18 protein-coding genes are annotated in these 19,048 nt (G+C 68.9%); 13 read left to right on the top strand and 5 right to left on the bottom strand.

Going from position 1 to position 19,048, the window contains the following annotated elements; translation table 11 throughout:
* Positions 1-29: 29 nt before the first annotated feature.
* From C464_RS00455 to C464_RS00495, 9 genes are all read left to right on the top strand, one after another.
* On the top strand, positions 30-260 hold the full coding sequence (locus C464_RS00455) for a DNA-directed RNA polymerase subunit H (protein WP_006111498.1): 231 nt from the start codon (positions 30-32) through the stop codon (positions 258-260).
* Positions 257-1,822, top strand: coding sequence for a DNA-directed RNA polymerase subunit B'' (locus C464_RS00460; protein ID WP_006111499.1), 1,566 nt, complete (start codon positions 257-259; stop codon positions 1,820-1,822). Before C464_RS00455 ends, C464_RS00460 begins: the two co-directional genes overlap by 4 nt.
* Before the next feature lies 1 nt (position 1,823).
* Complete coding sequence (gene rpoB / locus C464_RS00465; RefSeq protein ID WP_006111500.1) at positions 1,824-3,653, top strand: DNA-directed RNA polymerase subunit B; 1,830 nt, start codon at positions 1,824-1,826, stop codon at positions 3,651-3,653.
* Between the two features lie 6 nt (positions 3,654-3,659).
* Positions 3,660-6,587, top strand: a complete 2,928-nt coding sequence (locus tag C464_RS00470; RefSeq protein WP_049910732.1) for a DNA-directed RNA polymerase subunit A' — start codon at positions 3,660-3,662, stop codon at positions 6,585-6,587.
* Complete coding sequence (gene rpoA2, locus C464_RS00475; protein WP_006111502.1) at positions 6,580-7,794, top strand: DNA-directed RNA polymerase subunit A''; 1,215 nt, start codon at positions 6,580-6,582, stop codon at positions 7,792-7,794. Before C464_RS00470 ends, rpoA2 begins: the two co-directional genes overlap by 8 nt.
* Positions 7,794-8,213 carry a NusA-like transcription termination signal-binding factor gene (locus tag C464_RS00480; protein ID WP_006111503.1) on the top strand — a complete coding sequence of 140 codons (420 nt, stop codon included), beginning with the start codon at positions 7,794-7,796 and terminating at the stop codon, positions 8,211-8,213. The genes rpoA2 and C464_RS00480 overlap by 1 nt, the downstream gene beginning before the upstream one ends.
* 45 nt (positions 8,214-8,258) lie before the next feature.
* Complete coding sequence (locus C464_RS00485) at positions 8,259-9,083, top strand: hypothetical protein (protein WP_006111504.1); 825 nt, start codon at positions 8,259-8,261, stop codon at positions 9,081-9,083.
* A gap of 198 nt (positions 9,084-9,281) precedes the next feature.
* On the top strand, positions 9,282-9,710 hold the full coding sequence (locus C464_RS00490) for a 30S ribosomal protein S12 (protein WP_006111505.1): 429 nt from the start codon (positions 9,282-9,284) through the stop codon (positions 9,708-9,710).
* Entirely contained in the window at positions 9,707-10,360 is a 654-nt protein-coding gene (locus C464_RS00495; protein WP_006111506.1) for a 30S ribosomal protein S7, read from the top strand. Before C464_RS00490 ends, C464_RS00495 begins: the two co-directional genes overlap by 4 nt.
* Positions 10,361-10,547: 187 nt before the next feature.
* Here the strand turns inward: C464_RS00495 and C464_RS00500 are convergent, their stop codons facing one another.
* Positions 10,548-12,533, bottom strand: a complete 1,986-nt coding sequence (locus tag C464_RS00500; protein ID WP_006111507.1) for an aconitate hydratase — start codon at positions 12,531-12,533, stop codon at positions 10,548-10,550.
* A 275-nt stretch (positions 12,534-12,808) separates the two neighbouring features.
* On the opposite strand from C464_RS00500, the gene C464_RS00505 reads away from it, so the two are divergent.
* Positions 12,809-13,282 (top strand): deoxyuridine 5'-triphosphate nucleotidohydrolase, encoded by a 474-nt coding sequence (locus C464_RS00505; protein ID WP_006111508.1) that lies wholly within the window; start codon positions 12,809-12,811, stop codon positions 13,280-13,282.
* Positions 13,283-13,294: 12 nt separating this feature from the next.
* Here C464_RS00505 and C464_RS00510 read toward each other — a convergent pair whose 3' ends face one another.
* From C464_RS00510 to C464_RS00525, 4 genes are all read right to left on the bottom strand, one after another.
* The gene (locus C464_RS00510; protein WP_006111509.1) at positions 13,295-13,669 is read right to left on the bottom strand and encodes a tautomerase family protein; all 375 of its coding nucleotides are present in this window, start codon (positions 13,667-13,669) and stop codon (positions 13,295-13,297) included.
* Between the two features lie 342 nt (positions 13,670-14,011).
* The gene (locus C464_RS00515; protein WP_006111510.1) at positions 14,012-15,376 is read right to left on the bottom strand and encodes an LLM class flavin-dependent oxidoreductase; all 1,365 of its coding nucleotides are present in this window, start codon (positions 15,374-15,376) and stop codon (positions 14,012-14,014) included.
* Between the two features lie 147 nt (positions 15,377-15,523).
* Complete coding sequence (locus C464_RS00520) at positions 15,524-15,931, bottom strand: CBS domain-containing protein (RefSeq protein ID WP_006111511.1); 408 nt, start codon at positions 15,929-15,931, stop codon at positions 15,524-15,526.
* A gap of 34 nt (positions 15,932-15,965) precedes the next feature.
* Positions 15,966-16,922, bottom strand: coding sequence for a DUF5787 family protein (locus C464_RS00525; protein WP_006111512.1), 957 nt, complete (start codon positions 16,920-16,922; stop codon positions 15,966-15,968).
* A gap of 129 nt (positions 16,923-17,051) precedes the next feature.
* On the opposite strand from C464_RS00525, the gene C464_RS00530 reads away from it, so the two are divergent.
* The 3 genes from C464_RS00530 to C464_RS00540 all read left to right on the top strand — a co-directional run bounded on the left by C464_RS00530 (position 17,052) and on the right by C464_RS00540 (position 19,041).
* The gene (locus tag C464_RS00530) at positions 17,052-17,435 is read left to right on the top strand and encodes a hypothetical protein (RefSeq protein ID WP_006111513.1); all 384 of its coding nucleotides are present in this window, start codon (positions 17,052-17,054) and stop codon (positions 17,433-17,435) included.
* Between the two features lie 125 nt (positions 17,436-17,560).
* Positions 17,561-18,097 carry an NUDIX hydrolase gene (locus tag C464_RS00535; protein WP_394296103.1) on the top strand — a complete coding sequence of 179 codons (537 nt, stop codon included), beginning with the start codon at positions 17,561-17,563 and terminating at the stop codon, positions 18,095-18,097.
* Between the two features lie 104 nt (positions 18,098-18,201).
* On the top strand, positions 18,202-19,041 hold the full coding sequence (locus C464_RS00540) for an NAD+ synthase (RefSeq protein ID WP_006111515.1): 840 nt from the start codon (positions 18,202-18,204) through the stop codon (positions 19,039-19,041).
* The last annotated feature ends 7 nt before the right edge of the window (positions 19,042-19,048 follow it).

The raw sequence follows: 19,048 nt of genomic DNA on the forward strand, positions 1-19,048 counted from the left end.
GTGATAGCTTCTCCCCACCACCAGCACCCATGGTAGACGTAAGCCAACACGAACTCGTCCCGGACCACGTCCTCCTCGACGACCCCGAGGAGGTCGAGGCGGTCCTGGCGGAGTACGACGTGAAGAAAACGAACTTACCGAAGATCAAACGCACGGATCCCGCGCTCCCCGACGAGGCCGAGGTCGGCGACGTGGTGAAAATCGTCCGCGACTCCCGCACGACCGACGAGGCGGTCGTGTACCGACTGGTCGTCTCATGAACAGGCAAGATCGACGCGTGGTTTCACGCGAGTATTTCTCGGACGAACGGCTCGCCGAACACCACTTCCGCTCGTTCAACAACTTCCTGGACCGCGGCATGCAGGAAGTCGTCGACGAAAAGGAGACGATCGAGACGGACATCGGCGACAAGGAGGGACAGGAGCCGGTGTACGTCGAACTCGGCGACGTGCGCATGGTCACGCCGCGCGTCCGCGAGGCCGACGGCTCCGAGGAGCTGCTCTACCCCCAGGAGGCGCGCCTCCGCAACATCACCTACTCGGCCCCCGTGTTCATGGAGATGTCCATCGTGCGCGGCGGCGAGGACGAGCCCGAGCAGGTCGTCGACACGACCGAGACGAAGGTCGGTCGGATGCCGATCATGGTCGGCTCGGACAAGTGTAACATGGCGGGCTTCTCCGACGAGGAGCTCATCGACATCGGCGAGGACCCCGTCGACCCCGGCGGCTACTTCATCGTCAACGGCTCCGAGCGCGTGCTCATGACCTCGGAGGACCTCGCGCCGAACAAGATCCTCGCGGAGTACGACTCGAAGTACGGCGACGAGATTCAGGTCGCGAAGACGTTCTCCCAGCGCCGCGGCTACCGCGCGCTGGTGCTCTGCGAGCGTAACCGCGAGGGGCTGCTCGAAGTGTCGTTCCCCTCCGTCTCCGGCTCTATCGACTTCGTGACGCTCGTCCGAGCGCTCGGGCTCGAATCCGACGAGGAGATCGTCCACCGCGTCTCGGACGACCCCGAGATCGTGAAGTTCATGCTGGAGAACTTAGAGGAGGCCTCGGTCCAGACGACCGAGGAGGCCATCGAGACCCTCGGCGAGCGCGTCGCGAGCGGACAGGGGAAGAACTACCAGCTCAAGCGGGCGAACTACGTCATCGACCGCTACCTCCTCCCGCACCTCCACGAGGAGGGCGTCGACGAGGAGGACGTGCGGATCAACAAGGCGTACTACCTCTGCCGGATGGCCGAGGCGTGCTTCGAGCTCGCCTTGGACCGCCGCGAGGCCGACGACAAGGACCACTACGCGAACAAGCGGCTGAAGGTCTCCGGCGACCTGATGCGCGACCTGTTCCGCACCGCGCTCAACAAGCTGGCACGCGACGTGAAGTACCAGCTCGAACGCGCCAACATGCGGAACCGGCAGCTCACCGTCAACACGGTGGTCCGCTCCGACGTGCTGACCGAGCGGCTCGAACACCCCATCGCGACGGGCAACTGGGTCGGCGGGCGCTCGGGCGTCTCCCAGCTCGTCGACCGGACGGACTACATGGGCGTGCTCTCGCACCTGCGCCGCCTGCGCTCGCCGCTGTCGCGGTCGCAGCCGCACTTCGAGGCGCGGGACCTCCACGCGACCCAGTGGGGTCGCATCTGTCCCTCCGAGACGCCGGAGGGGCCGAACTGCGGGCTCGTGAAGAACTTCGCGCAGGCGATGGAGCTCTCACAGACCGTCGAGGACGAACAGGGGCTGAAACGAGAACTGGCGTCGATGGGTGTCGAGGGGATCCCCGGCATCGAGGGCGTCGAACGACAGACGGCGGACGACTAACATGGCACAAGCAGAACGCGAAGCGAAGGTGTACGTCAACGGGAGCCTCGTCGGCACCCACGAGAACCCGGACGAGCTCGCCGAGCAGATCCGCGAGGCGCGCCGCCGCGGCGACGTCTCGGAGATGGTGAACGTCTCGGTGAAAGACCGGACCCGCGAGGTCATCGTCAACGCCGACGCGGGGCGGGCGCGACGCCCGCTCATCGTCGTCGAGAACGGCGAACCCCTCCTCGGGGACGAGGAGGTCGAGGCGCTCGAACGCGGCGACGTCGAGTTCGAGGACCTCGTCGAGCGCGGCTACGTCGAGTTCATCGACGCCGAGGAGGAGGAGGACATCCTCGTCGCCGTCGACGAGGGGGACGTGACCGAGGACCACACGCACCTCGAGATCGACCCGCAGCTCGTCTTCGGTATCGGCGCGGGGATGATCCCCTACCCCGAGCACAACGCGAGCCCCCGGATTACCATGGGAGCGGGGATGATGAAGCAGTCGCTCGGGCTCCCCTCGGCGAACTACCGGATCCGGCCCGACACGCGTCAGCACCTCCTCCACTACCCGCAGCTGGCGATGGTGAAGACGCAGACGTCCGACCAGATCAGCTTCGACAAGCGGCCGGCGGCACAGAACTTCGTCGTCGCCGTGATGTCCTACGAGGGGTTCAACATCGAGGACGCGCTGGTGATGAACCAGGGCTCCGTCGACCGCGCGCTCACCCGCTCGCACTTCTTCCGGACCTACGAGGGCGAGGAGCGCCGCTACCCCGGCGGTCAGGAGGACCGTTTCGAGATTCCGGACCAGGACGTGCGCGGCGCGCGCGGTGAGGACGCGTACACGCACCTCGACGAGGACGGCCTCGTCAACCCCGAGACGAAGGTCGACGAGTCGTCCGTCCTGCTCGGCAAGACCAGCCCGCCGCGCTTCCTCGAAGAGCCCGACGACATGGGCGGGCTCTCCCCGCAGAAGCGCCGCGAGACCTCGGTGACGATGCGCTCGGGCGAGTCTGGCGTCGTCGACACCGTCACGCTGATGGAGGGCGAGGACGGCTCCAAGCTCTCGAAGGTGAAGGTGCGCGACCAGCGGGTCCCCGAGCTGGGCGACAAGTTCGCGTCCCGCCACGGCCAGAAGGGCGTCGTGGGCCACCTCGCGCCGCAGGAGGACATGCCGTTCACCGAGGAGGGGGTCGTCCCCGACCTGGTGATGAACCCGCACGCGCTGCCGTCGCGGATGACGGTCGGCCACGTGCTGGAGATGCTCGGCGGGAAGGTCGGCTCGCTCCGCGGCTCGCGCGTCGACGGGACGCCGTTCCAGGGCGAAGACGAGGAAGAGCTCCGCGGTCAGCTGGAGGAGTACGGTTTCGAGTCTTCCGGCAAGGAGGTCATGTACTCCGGCGTCACCGGCGAGAAGATCGACGCCGAGATCTTCGTCGGGACGATCTTCTACCACAAGCTGTACCACATGGTGTCGAACAAGCTCCACGCCCGCTCGCGCGGGCCGGTCCAGGTGCTCACGCGCCAGCCGACCGAGGGGCGCGCCCGCGAGGGCGGGCTGCGCGTCGGGGAGATGGAGCGCGACACGATCATCGGCCACGGCGCGTCGATGGTGCTCAACGAGCGGCTGCTGGAGTCTTCGGACGCCGAGACGGTCCACGTGTCCGCGGAGACCGGGCTCGTCGCCGTCGAGGACCGCGAACAGCGCCGCGTGTACGACCCGGTCACGGGCGACGAGGACGACATCCACGAGCTCGAGGTCAGCTACGCGTTCAAGCTGCTGCTCGACGAGATGATCGCCCTCGGCATCCGACCGAAACTCGAACTGGAGGACGCGATTTAGATGTCAATGCAAACACCGAAAGTGCTCGGCGGGATCGACTTCGGCCTCATGGACCCGGAGACGTACCGGGACATGTCCGCGACGAAGGTGATCACGGCCGACACGTACGACGACGACGGCTATCCGATCGACATGGGGCTGATGGACCCGCGACTGGGCGTCATCGACCCCGGCTTGGAGTGTCGGACCTGCGGCTCCCACTCCGGCTCCTGTAACGGCCACTTCGGCCACATCGAACTGGCCGCGCCGGTCATCCACGTGGGCTTCACGAAGCTCATCCGGCGGCTGCTGCGCTCGACGTGCCGGGAGTGCGGCCGCCTCGCCCTGGACGACGCGCAGCGCGACGAGTTCCGCGACCGCTACGAGCGGGCGAAGGAGCTCGGCGACGACGAACACGACGTGCTGAAGGCCGCCGTCCGGCAGGCCCGCAAGGCGTCGACGTGCCCGTTCTGCGGCGAGCCGCAGGCGGACATCAAACACGAGAAGCCGACCACCTACTACGAGGTCCAGGACGTGCTCTCGGGCGACTACTCCGAGCGCATCGCGGCCGCGATGCAGCCCGACGAGGAGGAGGACGACCCGGGCACCTCCCCGCAGGAGCTCGCCGAGAAGACGGACATCGCCGTCGACCGGATCAACGAGATCATGGCCGGCGAGTTCCGCCCGCGCAAGGAGGACCGCCGCGCCATCGAGAAGGCGCTCGACGTGGACCTCACCGAGGAGGACATGAACAAGCTGATGCCCTCGGACATCCGCGACTGGTTCGAGGACATCCCGGACGAGGACCTCGAGGTCCTCGGCATCGACTCCGAGCACTCCCGCCCGGAGTGGATGATCCTGACGGTGCTCCCGGTCCCGCCGGTGACCACCCGCCCCTCGATCACGCTCGACAACGGCCAGCGCTCCGAGGACGACCTCACGCACAAGCTGGTCGACATCATCCGGATCAACCAGCGGTTCATGGAGAACCGCGAGGCCGGCGCGCCGCAGCTGATCATCGAGGACCTCTGGGAGCTGCTCCAGTACCACGTCACCACGTTCGTCGACAACGAGATCAGCGGGACGCCGCCGGCGCGACACCGCTCCGGCCGTCCCCTCAAGACCCTCAGCCAGCGGCTGAAGGGGAAGGAGGGCCGCTTCCGCGGCTCGCTCTCCGGGAAGCGCGTCAACTTCTCCGCCCGGACTGTCATCTCGCCCGACCCGACGCTCTCGCTGAACGAGGTCGGCGTCCCGGACCGCGTGGCAAAGGAGATGACCCAGACGCTCAACGTCACCGAGCGGAACGTCGAGGAGGCGCGGCAGTACGTCCGGAACGGCCCCGAGGCTCACCCCGGTGCCAACTACGTGCGCCGCCCCGACGGTCGCCGGCTGAAGGTGACCGAGAAGAACTGCGAGGAGCTCGCCGAGAAGGTCGAGGCCGACTGGGAGGTGAACCGCCACCTCGTGGACGGCGACATCGTGATCTTCAACCGGCAGCCCTCGCTCCACCGGATGTCCATCATGGCCCACGAAGTCGTGGTGATGCCGTACAAGACGTTCCGGCTCAACACCGTCGTCTGTCCGCCGTACAACGCCGACTTCGACGGCGACGAGATGAACATGCACGCGCTCCAGAACGAGGAGGCCCGCGCGGAGGCGCGCGTCCTCATGCGCGTCCAAGAGCAGATCCTGAGCCCCCGCTTCGGCGGGAACATCATCGGGGCCATCCAGGACCACATCTCCGGGACCTACCTGCTCACGCACTCGAACCCCGAGTTCTCTGAGACGCAGGCGCTCGACCTGCTCCGCGCGACACGCGTGGACGAACTGCCCGAGGCGGACGGCGTCGACGACGGCGGACAGGAGTTCTGGACCGGCCGGACGCTGTTCTCCGAGCTGCTCCCGGACGACCTCGACCTCTCGTTCACCTCCTCGGCCGGCGACGACGTCGTCATCGAGGACGGACAGCTGATCGAGGGGACCATCGACGAGGACGCGGTCGGCGCGTTCGGCGGCGAGGTCGTCGACACCCTCACGAAGGAGTACGGCGAGACCCGCGCCCGGGTGTTCATCAACGAGATCGCGTCGCTGGCGATGCGCGCGATCATGAACTTCGGGTTCTCGATCGGGATCGACGACGAGTCGATCCCGCCGGCGGCCGAAGAGCAGGTCGACGAGGCGATCGAGAGCGCCTACGACCGCGTTCAGGAGCTGATCGAGACGTACGAGGCCGGCGAGCTGGAGTCGCTGCCCGGCCGCGGCGTCGACGAGACGCTGGAGATGAAGATCATGCAGACGCTCGGCAAGGCCCGCGACTCGGCCGGCGAGATCGCCGACCAGCACTTCGGCGACGACAACCCGGCGGTCGTGATGGCGCGCTCCGGCGCGCGTGGCTCCATGCTGAACCTGACGCAGATGGCCGGCTCCGTCGGCCAGCAGGCGGTCCGCGGCGAGCGGATCAACCGCGGCTACGAGGACCGGACGCTCTCGCACTACCGGCCGGACGACCTCTCCTCGGAGGCGCACGGCTTCGTGGAGAACTCCTACCGCGGCGGGCTCACCCCGCAGGAGTTCTTCTTCCACGCGATGGGCGGCCGCGAGGGGCTCGTCGACACGGCGGTCCGGACCTCCAAGTCCGGTTACCTCCAGCGGCGGCTCATCAACGCGCTCTCCGAGCTGGAGGCGCAGTACGACGGCACGGTCCGGGACACCTCGGGCCGGATCGTCCAGTTCGAGTTCGGCGAGGACGGCACCTCGCCCGTGAAGGTCTCGTCCGGCGAGGAGGACGGGATCGACGTCGACGGGATCGTCGACCGCGTCGTCGACGCCGAGTTCGCCTCCGACGACGAGAAAGAGCGGTTCCTCGGCGAGCGCGAGCCGCCGACGAACCTCTCGGAGCACGCCGGTCCGGGGCTGAACAAGGCCTCCGAGCTGGAGGTGGAGTCGGATGACTGACTACGACAACGTCACCGACGACATGGAGGCGGTCGTGGAGGCGACCGCGCTCCCCCGCCGGCTCAAGACGAAGGTGTACGACGCCATCGACCGGAAGGCCGAGGATGCCGGCGGCGTCACCATCGAACAGGCGACCGACATCGTCGAGGGCGTCCAGAACCGCTACGAGCGGACGCGGGTCGACCCGCTCGACCCGGTCGGGACCGTCTCCGCGCAGTCGATCGGCGAGCCCGGAACGCAGATGACGATGAACACGTTCCACTACGCGGGCGTCGCGGAGATCGACGTCACGCAGGGGCTCCCCCGGCTCATCGAGCTGGTGGACGCCCGGAAGACGCCGGACACGCCGATGATGACGGTCCACCTCGACGGCGAGTACGCGACCGACCGGGAGAAGGCCCACGAGGTCGTCTGGTCGATCGAGGCGACGCGCATCCTCGCGCTCGGCGACGTGTCGACGAACGTCGCGGACATGCTGGTCCGGATCGACCTGAACGACGACACGCTCTTAGAGCGGTGGCCGACCCACTCCGACCCGACGGAGATCGCGCAGATCATCGCCGAGACGATCGAGGACGCGCTGGGCGTCGATGCCAGACAGGCCGGCACGGTCATCGAGTTCGGCCCCAACGAGCCGAGCTACCGCGAGCTGCTCCAGCTCGTTGAGCGCCTGCGCGAGATCGTCTTCAAAGGGATCGAGGAGATCGAGCGCGTCGTCATCCGCAAGGAGGAGATCGACGGCGACGAGGAGTTCGTCCTCTACACCGAGGGGTCGGCGTTCGGCGACACCCTCGACATCGAGGGCGTCGACGCCTCGCGGACGACGTGTAACAACATCCACGAGATCTACCGCAACCTCGGGGTCGAGGCGGCCCGCGAGACGATCATCGACGAGACGAAGAACACGCTCGAAGAGCAGGGGCTCGACGACGTGAACGTCCGCCACCTCATGCTCGTCGCCGACATCATGACGAACAACGGCGAGATCGAGTCCATCGGCCGGCACGGCATCTCCGGCAACAAGGACTCGGTGCTCGCGCGAGCGGCGTTCGAGGTGACGGTCAACCACCTGCTCGACGCGGCGATCCACGGCGAGTACGACGACCTCGACGGCGTCATCGAGAACGTCATCGCCGGCAAACCCATCTCGATGGGGACCGGCGACGTCGACCTCCGGATGGGGTCGCGCGTCGTGAGCGACGACTGATGCGCGTCGAGCTCTCCGACGAGGCGCGGCGCTACATCGGCCGGTTCGACGAGCTGACCGGCGTCGCGCCGACCGACTGCCTCGTGGAGAGCGACCGACTCGTGTTCGTGGTGCCCGCCGGCGAGATGGCGAGCGCGATCGGGCAGGGCGGCGAGACCGTGGCGGAGGCCGAGCGACGGCTCGGGAAGTCGATCGAGCTGGTCGAAGACGCCGACACCGCCGAGGCGTTCGTCGCGAGCACGCTCGCGCCGGCGGCCGTCAACGCCGTCACCATCTCGGAGCAGAACGACCGCGTGGCGTACGTCGAGGTGCCGGAGGCGGACCGCGGCGTCGCCATCGGCGCGGACGGCGCGAACATCGAGACCGCCCGCCGGCTCGCGGAGCGACACTACGACGTCGACGACGTACAGCTGACCTGATCCGGAACCCGCGCCTCTTTTGCCGACGCGACCGTTCCCCGTCACATGAACCGGAGACGCTTTCTCAGCGGAGTCGGAGCCGCGGCCGCGGTCGGCGTCGCCGGCTGTCTCGGTAACGGCGACGGCGACGGCGGTCCGGCCCGGCCGTTCCCCGACGCCGAGTGGCGGGCGGAGAGCGGGCTCGACGTGGCCGTCCTCGCGGAGCGACACGCCGAGGCGCTCGTCGACGCCGGGGGTGCCACGCTGTTCTCGACGGCGGCGACGAGTCACGACGGCGACGCGGAGCCGACTCCGTGGCTCCCCTCCCAGGAGTACGAGGCCGCTTACGACCTCGAAAACGGACGCCAACACGTGCGACAGGAGCTGACGAAGACGGAGGGGGCCGACGTCTCGGAGCTGTACGTCACCGCCGACCTGGCGCTCATCCGCCGGCAGAGCGGCGACGAGACGCGGTACGCTCGCCGCGCGGTCGACCGGTCGGACGGCGACTTCGCGTCGGCAATGCGGGCCGAGGTCGTCACCGGGATCCGCGTCGAGGGGCAGACCGCGGACGGCGAGACGGCGTACGAGGGGCTGAACCTCTGGAACCCCACGAGCGACGGCGCGGGCGAGGTGCGCGGCGAGCCGACGGCGCGGTTCACCGCCGACGCCTTCGAGGGGGAGCGGAACGTGCCGGAAACGGTCGACACGGCGTCGGCGACGGTCCACGTGTACGAGTCCGGCGTCGTCCCGCGGCTCGAACAGTCGTGGGCGGGCGCACACGACGGCCAGTCAGCGAGCGTCGACGTCGACATCGACTACCGCGACCTCGGCGCGACGGTCCCGGAGCCGGACTGGGCCGAGACGGCGCGCGAGGAGACGGGCGACTGACCGTCACCGGCCGGCCGAAACGACGGGCGCTCGCGCCGGCTCACCGGCTCAACGGGAGCGAACGGCCGTCGTTTCGGTCCGCGACTGGCTCGCGAAACCCCCTCAGATCCGTCGAGAGGTAGCGCTCGGCGGATCTGAGGCCGTTTCGCCGCGGAGAAAGACGACGCTTAAGTAGCTCCGTTCGGAAGTAGACGTACGATGGCGAACGGCAAGTACGCGGCCCGTAAGCTCAAAAAGGACCGGCAGAAGCGCCGCTGGTCCGACTCCGAGTACGCTCGGCGCGAGCGCGGGCTCAAGACGAAGTCCGACCCCCTGGAGGGTGCCCCGCAGGCGCGCGGCATCGTCCTCGAAAAGGTCGGTATCGAGGCAAAGCAGCCGAACTCCGCGATCCGAAAGTGCGTTCGGGTTCAGCTCATCAAGAACGGCAAGCAGGTCACCGCGTTCTGTCCCGGTGACGGCGCGATCTCCTTCATCGACGAGCACGACGAGGTCACCATCGCCGGGATCGGCGGTGCGAAGGGCCGCGCGATGGGCGACCTCTCCGGCGTCAACTACAAGGTCGAGAAGGTCAACGGCGTGTCGATGATCGAACTGGTTCGCGGCAACGCGGAGAAGCCGGTCAGATGAGCGGCGAGGAGACCGAGGCGACGCCCGAGGAGGACGTCGCCGCCGACGAGCCGGACCCGGACGCGCCCGCGTCGAGCGAGGCCGCCAACGAGAACGCCAAGCTGTTCGGCGTCTGGGATGTCACCGAGATCGCCTACGAGGACCCCTCGACGAAGCGCTACATGACCGTGACGCCCATCGCGCACACCATGGGCCGTCACGCGTCAAAACAGTTTAAGAAAAGCGAGATCTCCTTGGTCGAGCGGCTGATCAACCGCCTGATGCAGACCGATGAGAACACGGGCAAGAAACAGCAGGCGACGCGGATCGTCCGCGACGCCTTCGACATCGTCCACGAGCGGACCGAGGAGAACCCGGTCCAGATCCTCGTGAGCGCCGTCGAGAACGCCGCGCCCCGCGAGGAGACCGTCCGCCTGAAGTACGGCGGCATCTCCGTCCCGAAGGCTGTCGACGTCGCGCCCCAGCGCCGCGTCGACCAGGCGCTGCTGTTCATCTCCGACGCCGTCGCGAGCGCGACGTACAAGTCGTCGACCCCCGCCGCCGAGGCGCTCGCGAGCGAACTCACCTTCGCCGCCGACTACGACGTCGAGCGCTCCTACTCCATCTCGCAGAAGGAAGAGCGCGAACGCGTCGCCGCCGCGGCCCGCTGATCCGGGCTCGCAGGCGGCCGACGCGCTCTCCGTTGCGGCATTTTTCTCTCCGACCACCGACGGGTCCGTTCCGACCGCCTGTCGCGTCGGGCGCCGCTCGCCGGTGTCACCGGTCGCGGCGCGCGCGGTGCCGCCGCTCGCGAGAGTGAAATAGTGAAAACCGGGATCTCGGCCGCGGGGTCGCGGCTCAGTCGTCGGCCGGGGCCGCGCCGGAGCCGCCGTCCGCGTGCTGCTGTTTGACCCACGAGAGCTTGCCGCCGGCCGCGAGGATGTCGCGCTCGCGCTCGGAGGCGTCCAGGTCGGCGGTGAACTCCCACTCGCCGTTGACGCTGACCGTGAACTCCTCCTGTCCGGAGGAGACGCCCGCGGGCACGTCGTCGACGATCTCGAGGTCGTCGCCCTGGTCGATCTCCTCGTACGTCTCCTCGTCGATCGCCAGCGGGACGATCCCGAAGTTGAACAGGTTCGCCTTGTGGATGCGGGCGAAGCTCTGCGCGAAGACCGCCTCGATGCCGAGGTACATCGGACAGAGCGCGGCGTGCTCGCGCGAGGAGCCCTGACCGTAGTTCTCGCCGGCCACGAGGACGCCGCCGTCGGCGTCGAGCGCGCGCTCGGCGAACGTGTCGTCGACGCGCGAGAGCGTGAACTCGGAGAGCTTCTCGATGTTCGAGCGGAACTTCAGGATGTCCGCCGTCGCCGGGATGATGTGGTCGGTGGTGATGTTGTCCTCCATCTTGAGGAGGGCCTCGCCGCCGTCCACGTCGATCCCGTCTTTCAGCGGCACGTCGCCGATGTTCGGGCCCTTGACGAGCCCGTCGTCGATGGACTCGTCGGGCGAGATGATGTCGGAGTCGTCCTGTCCCATCCCGGGGCCGTACTTCGTCCCCATCTCCAGACCGGGGGCTTCGAGGTCGCCGAGGTCGTCCGCGAGGTCACGCGGGTCGACGATCTCGCCGGTGATGGCCGCCGCGGTGGCGACCTCGGGCGAGCAGAGGAAGACGGAGTCGTCCTCGATGCCGGAGCGACCCTCGAAGTTGCGGTTGAAGGTACGCAGCGAGACGGAGTCGGAGGCGGGCACGTGGCCGATACCGATACACGCGCCGCAGGTCGCCTCGGAGAAGTTGACGCCGGCCGCCATCATCTCCGCGGTCCAGCCCTCGCGGGCCAGCATCTCGGAGGCCTGCTTCGAGCCGGGCGCGACGATCATCTCGGTCTGCTTGGCGACCTCGCGGTCCTCCAGCATCTTCGCGCTGGGGAGGATGTCCTCGTACGCGCCGTTGGTACAGGAGCCGACGATGACCTGCTCGACGTCGGTGCCCTCGTACTCGCTGACGGGGGCGACGTTGTCGGGCATCGAGGGCGCGGCCACGAGCGGCTCGAGCTCGGTCAGGTCGACCTCGATCGTCTCCGCGTACTCCGCGTCCGCGTCGGGCTGGAGGTCGACGTACTCGTCCTCGCGGTCCTGACGCGCGAGCCAGTCCTTCGTCTTCTCGTCGGTCGCGAAGATCGAGGAGGTGGCTCCGAGCTCGGTGCCGAGGTTCGTGATCGTGGTGCGCTCGGGGATCGTGAGCTTCTCGGCTCCGGGGCCGGTGTACTCGAAGATTTTGCCGACGCCGCCCTTGACCGTCAGCTCGCCGAGCAGGTGGAGCGCGACGTCCTTCGCGGTCGCCCACTCGGGGAGCTCCCCTTCGAGGTGAACGTTGACGACTTCCGGCATCTCGACGTAGTAGGGGCCGCCGCCCATCGCGACGGCGATGTCGAGCCCGCCGGCACCGATCGCGAGCTGGCCGAGCCCGCCGGGTGTCGGCGTGTGCGAGTCGGACCCGAGCAGCGTCTTGCCGGGTGCCGCGAAGTTCTCCTTGTGGACCTGGTGGCAGATCCCGTTGCCGGGCCGCGAGAAGTACGCGCCGTACGTGCCGGCCGCAGAGCGGAGGAAACGGTGGTCGTCGGTGTTCTTGAAGTCAAACTGGTACGTCTGGTGGTCGCAGTACTGCGCGGCGAGCTCCGTCTGGACCTCGTCGAGGTCCAGCGCCTCGAACTGGAGCCACACCATCGTTCCCGTGGTGTCCTGCGTCAGCACTTGGTCGATCTCGATGCCGATCTCCTCGCCGGGCGTCAGCTCGCCCTCGACGAGATGCTCATCGAGGATCTTCTCTGTAATCGTTTGTCCCATATCATCCGCAGTTGGCTCTCCCGTGGATATAAAACCCGCGAGTTTCCCGAAGATCGACCGTGTTAGATCGTTCGATACGGCAACGTTCGCGCCTATCTCGACGTGATACCACTCACCGTGAAATACGTAGCCGTGCCGAGTGTTTTAGGTCATTAAACGCCTGAAACGGCCGAAAAACACCGTCTCGGCGGTCGCGGCGAGATCGGCCGCTTTCCGTGGGATCGGCGCGCGGCGCGGCCGACACCGTTTAGTCTCGGCCGCGGCTCCGGACGGGCATGTTCGACTCGGGAGCCGCGGTCGCGGCGGCGCTCTCCGCGGCCGGGGCCGACCTCGACGACGCGCAGCGACAGCCGAACGGCGTCGACCTCACCGTCGACGCGGTGTTCGAACAGACCGAACCGGGTCGGCTCGGACGCGACGGGAAACGCGTCGGCGAGCGACGGGAGCTGGAGCCGCGGGGCGACTGCTACCGGCTCGAACGCGGGAGCTACGTCGTCCGGTACGGCGAGCCGGTGCGGATCCCGGAGGAGCGTATCGGCTTCGTCCTCCCGCGGTCGACGCTGCTGCGGAACGCCTGTACCCTCGACACCGCGGTGTGGGACGCCGGCTACGAGGGGGTCGGCGAGGGGCGTCTCGACGTCGGGCACCCGATCGAGATCGAACCGGGCGCGCGGATCGCGCAGCTGGTGCTCGCCGAGGCCGACCACGACGGGACGTACGAGGGCGCGTACCAGCGGGAACACCTCTGAGCGGCGCCCGAGCTACGCGTCCTCCCAGTCGCCGCCGACGCGGTCGACCCCCATCATGTCCTCGCCCGCGTGTTCGGTGAAGACGACCTTACAGTTCGGTTCGGGGACGCCGAACGCGTCGACCGCCCGCTCCATCACCGCCAGCGCGAACGCCCGCTTGTACTCGAAGGGCCGTCCCTCGCGGACCTCGGCGTCCAGGAAGAGAAGCGGCCCCTCGACGCCCCGACCGATCGCCATCGCGGACGGCTCGCGTTCCGCGATCGTCACGGCGACGTGGCCGGCGCTCGTCTCCATCTCCTCGGCGTACCATTCGGTGACGAACGCGACGAACGACTCGCGCTCCGCGGGCGACAGCGACAGCGTCGTCGCGAACTGTAACAGCGGCATACCGTCGGCTCGGTCGGTAGCGACTTCGCCCTGTCGGTGCCCGCGGTCAGTGCCGACGGCGCGGTCGTCCGAGCGACGCGCTCGGCACGTAAAGGAACGAACGGCACGCCCGTGCCGGGAAAAGGTGGCACGGGCGTGTCGTTCTGTAGGTCCCCGCTGACGCTTCGGCCCTCCAAGCGAAGCGTCATCTAATCAAAGCAACGGTAGATACTTAACAGTGCCGGGGGCGGCAGCGTTGTCGTCTTAGTTCGCGGCAATTCGTTCACAACACCCGGGGAAACGAGACGAGATCCGACCGACTGCGACCCGACCGTCACCGGCTCGCCGGGGCCGCGCTCCGCGCTACTGCCGGGCGGGATGGTCCGCTCGGAGACCCGTCTGTCCCTCGCCGAGCAGCCGCTCGCGGAGCGTCTCGCCCGGCGGTTCGGCGTCCGCCGGGGGGACGAGCCCGCGCTCGCGCAGCTCCGGGACGACGAGGTCGACGAAGTCGACGAGCGAGTCGGGGCGGACGACCTCCTTGACGTTGAACCCGTGGACGCCCACCTCCTCGTGCCAGTGCTGGAGCTCGTCCGCGATCACTTCCGGGGTCCCGACGACCTTCGGTGAGGTGGTGCCCAGTCCGCAGAACTCAGCCACCTCGCGGACCGTCCACTCGCGGTCGGGCTGGGCCTTGGTGAACGCGTTCATCGTCCCTTGGATCGCGTCCGTCTCGATGTGTTCGACCTTCTGGTCCGGGTCGAGCTCGGAGAGGTCCATGTCGAGGAAGCCGGACAGGAGCGCGAGCGTCGCCTCCACGTCGACGTGCCGCTTGTACTCCGCGTACTTCGCCTCCGCGAGCGCCTGCGTCTCCCCGACGATCGGCACCACGCCGATGAAGAAACGGAGGCTCTCCGGGTCGCGACCGGCGTCGGCCGCGCGCGACTTCACGTCCGCCATGTACTCGACGACGCCCTCCTCGGTCGGCTGGCTGGCGAAGACGGCCTCGGCGTTGCGCGCCGCGAACGACCGTCCGCGATCGGAGGAGCCCGCCTGGTAGACGACCGGGGTGCGCTGGGGCGACGGCTCGCAGCCGTGCGGGCCCGGCACGGAGAAGTGGTCGCCCTCGTGGTCGATGGCGTGGACCTTCTCCGGGTCGCTGTAGCGGCCGGTCTCGCGGTCGGCCTCGACCGCGTCGTCCTCCCACGACTCCTCCCACAGCTCGTAACAGACGTTGAGGAACTCGTCGGCGCGGTCGTAGCGCGTCTCCTTGTCCATCCGCTCCGAGAGCCCGAGGTTCGCCGCGGCCGACTCCAGGTAGGAGGTGACGACGTTGATCGCGATCCGCCCGTCGGTGAGGTGATCGAGCGTCGAGAACTCCCGCGCGAGCTGGTAGGGGTGATTGTACGTCGTCGAGCGCGTCACCGCGAAGCCGAGGTCCTCCGTGACCTCCGCCATCGCGGGGACGACGAGCTGCGGGTCGTTCGCGGGCGTCTGGACCGCCCTCTCGACGGCGACCTCGCGGTCGTCGCCGTACACGTCGTAGATACCGCGCACGTCCGCGAAGAACACCGCGTCGAAGCCGCCCCGCTCGGCGGTGCGCGCGACCTCCGTCCAGTACTCCCGGTCGGCGTAATCCGCCGACCGGTCACCGGGGTACCGCCACGACCCGGGCGAGACGTGCTCGACCGAGGCCATGGTGAAGAGGTTGAGATACAGGTGATCGGACACGGAGATCGGTACGCGCTCCGGGGTAATACGGGCACAGGAAGTGGCGGCACTTGTCGCGGTCGCGGACGGTCGGAGAGCGGTCGCGGCGGCGACGACCGCCGCGAGCGAGGACGATCGCCGCGACCGCCCGGTCGCCCGGCGGGCCGGCTACGTCGAGACGGACTCCGGCGACGAGACGTACGCCGCGAAGTCGGAGGTCGTGATTATCCCGATGGGTTCGTCGCCGTCGACGACGGGGACGTGGTGGAACCCGTGTTCGAGCATCGTCGCGGCCACCGCCGACACGTCGTCCTGCGCGCCCGCCGTGATCGGGTCGCGCGTCATGTACCGCTCGACGGTCGTCTCGGCCTTCGGCTGGCTCTTCGCGACGATGTCGACGAAGTCCGTCGAGGTGAGGATCCCGACGAGCGATCCGCCGTCGTCGACGACCAGCACCGAGCTGATGTCGTTCTCGAGCAGCACGGCGGCCGCGTCCTCGACCAGCGTGTCCGGCGTCACGGTGTGGAGGTCCGACGACATCAGCCGCGCCACGAAGACGTCTTCGATCTCGTCCATACCGGAGACACCCGCCCTCACCGTATAAGCGTTCTCACAGATATCGTGAGAGCCCGGACTGGCGACGCGGCCCGTCCCCCTCGGGAGCCGCGACCCACGCCGTCCGCTCGTCGCGGAGTCGGTCTCGGTCCGCGGCCGGCGGATCGGCCGCCTCGAACGCGGGACACCCGTCACCGCACTCGCGGCCGGGGTCGACGACGCGGTCGAAGTGCGCGCAGCGCGGCCGGCCGTCGGCGGTCGCCTCGCCGCGGACGCACGCCGGCGGGTCGGGTCGCCATCCCTTCCCGTACGCGCGCTCGGCGATCCGTCGCCGCTTGCGGGCCTTCGCCGCGGGGCCGACGAGCGCGACGTCGGTGCGGGAGGGCCGCTCGTCGCGGATCTCGACGCCCGGCGCGCCCGGGTCGAGCGGCGTCGGTTCGCGGACGACCTCGCGGTCGCCCGTCTCCGAGTCGAAGCGCCAGACGCCGACCGCGTCCGGGATCCGGTTGAGGTGCGCGCGGGTGACGTAGGAGGCGGTCGCGAGGACGACCTCGTCGAAGAGCCCGAGCGCGACGTCGTAGCGCAGTTGCGCCTCCAGATCGCCGGGCGTACCGAGGTCGGGCTTGTTCTCGACGGCGACGAGGTCGCCCACCCAGTCGTCCGGGTAGCGCGCCGTCGCGCGCACCACCTCTCGGCCGTTCCGGCGCTCGCGTTCGAGGTAGCCGACCTCGGCCGCGCGCTCGACGACCGCTGCGGCCCGGTCCGGCGGGAGGTCGAACGCGTCGGCGACGGGGACGGCCTCGCCCGGGCCAACCGCGGACTCGATGGCGGGGTCGGGGATCCGCTCGGCGCTGATCGCGGCGCGGTCGTCGAAGCCGGGACCCGGCGACAGCAGGCAGACGTCGACGATGCGCGTGCCGGGCGTCTCGACGCCCGCGCCGAGCTGACGGGCGACGACCCGGCCCGGCGATTCGAGCGCGGCGCACAGTGCCAGCTCGAACCGGTACTCCATGCCGAGGGAAGGGACGCCGCGGGGTAAAACGCGTCGGCGACCGCCTCCCGAGTCCCGGCTTCGCTCCGTTCCGACGGCGTTCGCGCCCCGGGTCGAAACCGGTATTCCCCGCCGGACCGTACGACGGCCATGCGCCGGGTCACCCGGAACCTCCTCGTCGCCATCGCCCTGGTCGTCGTCGCGCTGCTCGCGCTCGGCGCGCTCCCGAGCTACCTCGGGAGCGGCGACCCGTACTACCTCACGGTCGAACCGATCGAGACGAACGGCACCGCCGCCGACGTGAACAACGTCTCCGACCGGCGGTACCCGTTCCTCATCGGCGCGATAGAGAGCGCGGACGGGCGCTCCGACGGCTATCAGACCGGGCCCTTCGGCATGAAGGAGTGGTTCACCCACACGCCGTTCGACGAGGTCGACGCGATCGCCCAACAGTCCCCGGACGCCGCGACGGAGACCGGCGTGCGAGTGCGTCGCGACGGGCAGAAGTACCGCGTCGAGGTGGTCCGTCCGTGACGGGCGATCGAGACGACTCCCCCGTCGAACCCGACGACTCCCCGGCAGAGCCCGAGACGGTCGACGACGCTCCCGCCGCCGACCTCCGGGACCTCCCCGCGTTCGCCGACGGGCGAAACCACTCGCTGCCGGGCGAGCCGGAGTGGCCGGTCCGCGAGGTCGCCGTCGAGTACGACGAGGGCTGGTTCGTCGGCGGCTACGACCGCGTCGAGCAGCCGGACGGGACGGAGAAGAAGTACTACTGGGCGGAGCTGTCGCCCGCGACGGTGATCGTCGCGGTCGCCGACGGGCAGGTGCTGTTCGTCGAGCAGTACCGTCCCACCGTCCGGAACACGCAGCTCGAACTCCCCGCGGGGATCGTGGAGTCGGGCGAGTCGTACACCGAGGCCGGCGCGCGCGAGCTCGCCGAGGAGACCGGCTTCGCGCCGTCTGCCACGTCGCTGCTCCAGGAGGTGTGGTGTTCGACGGGCGTGTTGCGACACCGGCGCGGCTACGTGTTCGCCGAGGGGCTGGAGCCGGTCGACGTCGACCACGACAGCAACGAGTTCCTCGCCCCGCGCGCCGTGCCGGTCGACGAGGCGCTGGAGATCGCCCGGGAACCGCCGACGAACGACGCGACGCTCGAGGGACTCCTCCTCGCCGAGCGAGAGGGCCTGCTGTGAGACCCCGCAGTCGGGCCATCTCAACAACCGCGTAAAACCCGACGTGCGTCCAGTCCACGGGGCCAACGCGGAGGTATTTGTCCCTGCGACCCATCTGCGTGAATATGAGCCACGCTTCGGAGCAGCCGGTGTTGCTGTCGGACGACCCCCCGCTCGACCTCCGCCTCTCGGACGACGAGCTGGCGGCGACCCGCGAGCGCATCGTCTCGTTCATCCGCGACGTCGTCGACGACGCGGGCGCGGAGGGCGCGGTCCTCGGCCTCTCGGGCGGTATCGACTCGACGCTCACCGCCCACCTCGCGGTCGAGGCGCTCGGCGAGGACGGCCTCCACGGCCTCACGATGCCCTCGGCGGTGAACGACGCGGACGTGATGAGCGACGCGGAGCGCGTCGCCCACGACCTCGGCATCGAGTACGACGTGATCGAGATCCAACCGATCGCAGAGGCCTTCTTCGACGCGGTCCCGGAGGCCGCGACGGACCAGATGGCGGCCGGGAACGTCTACGTCCGCACCCGCGCCGTGTTGAACTACTTCGTGGCCAACTCGGAGAACAGAGTCGTCCTCGGGACGGGCAACCGCGCCGAGGCGATGACGGGCTACTACACGAAGTACGGGGACCAGGCGGTCGACTGTAACCCCGTCGGCAACCTCTACAAACAGCAGGTGCGCCAGCTGGCCGCGCACGTCGGCGTCCCCCGCGAACTCGTGATGCAGGAGCCGACCGCGGGCATGTGGGAGGGCCAGACCGACGCCGAGGAGCTGGGACTCGACTACGACACCGTCGACGCGATCTTAGCCGTCCACGTCGACGGCGGGCTCTCGCGGTCGGCGACGGTCCGCGAACTCGACGTGCCGGAAGAAGCCGTCGACCGCGTGGTCGACCTCTACGAGCGCAGCGCCCACAAGCGGGCGATGCCGCCGGCCCCCGAGCGCGGACTGTAACGTCCCG

Origin of the sequence: Halorubrum coriense DSM 10284 (assembly GCF_000337035.1) — an archaeon.
Lineage (GTDB): Archaea > Halobacteriota > Halobacteria > Halobacteriales > Haloferacaceae > Halorubrum > Halorubrum coriense.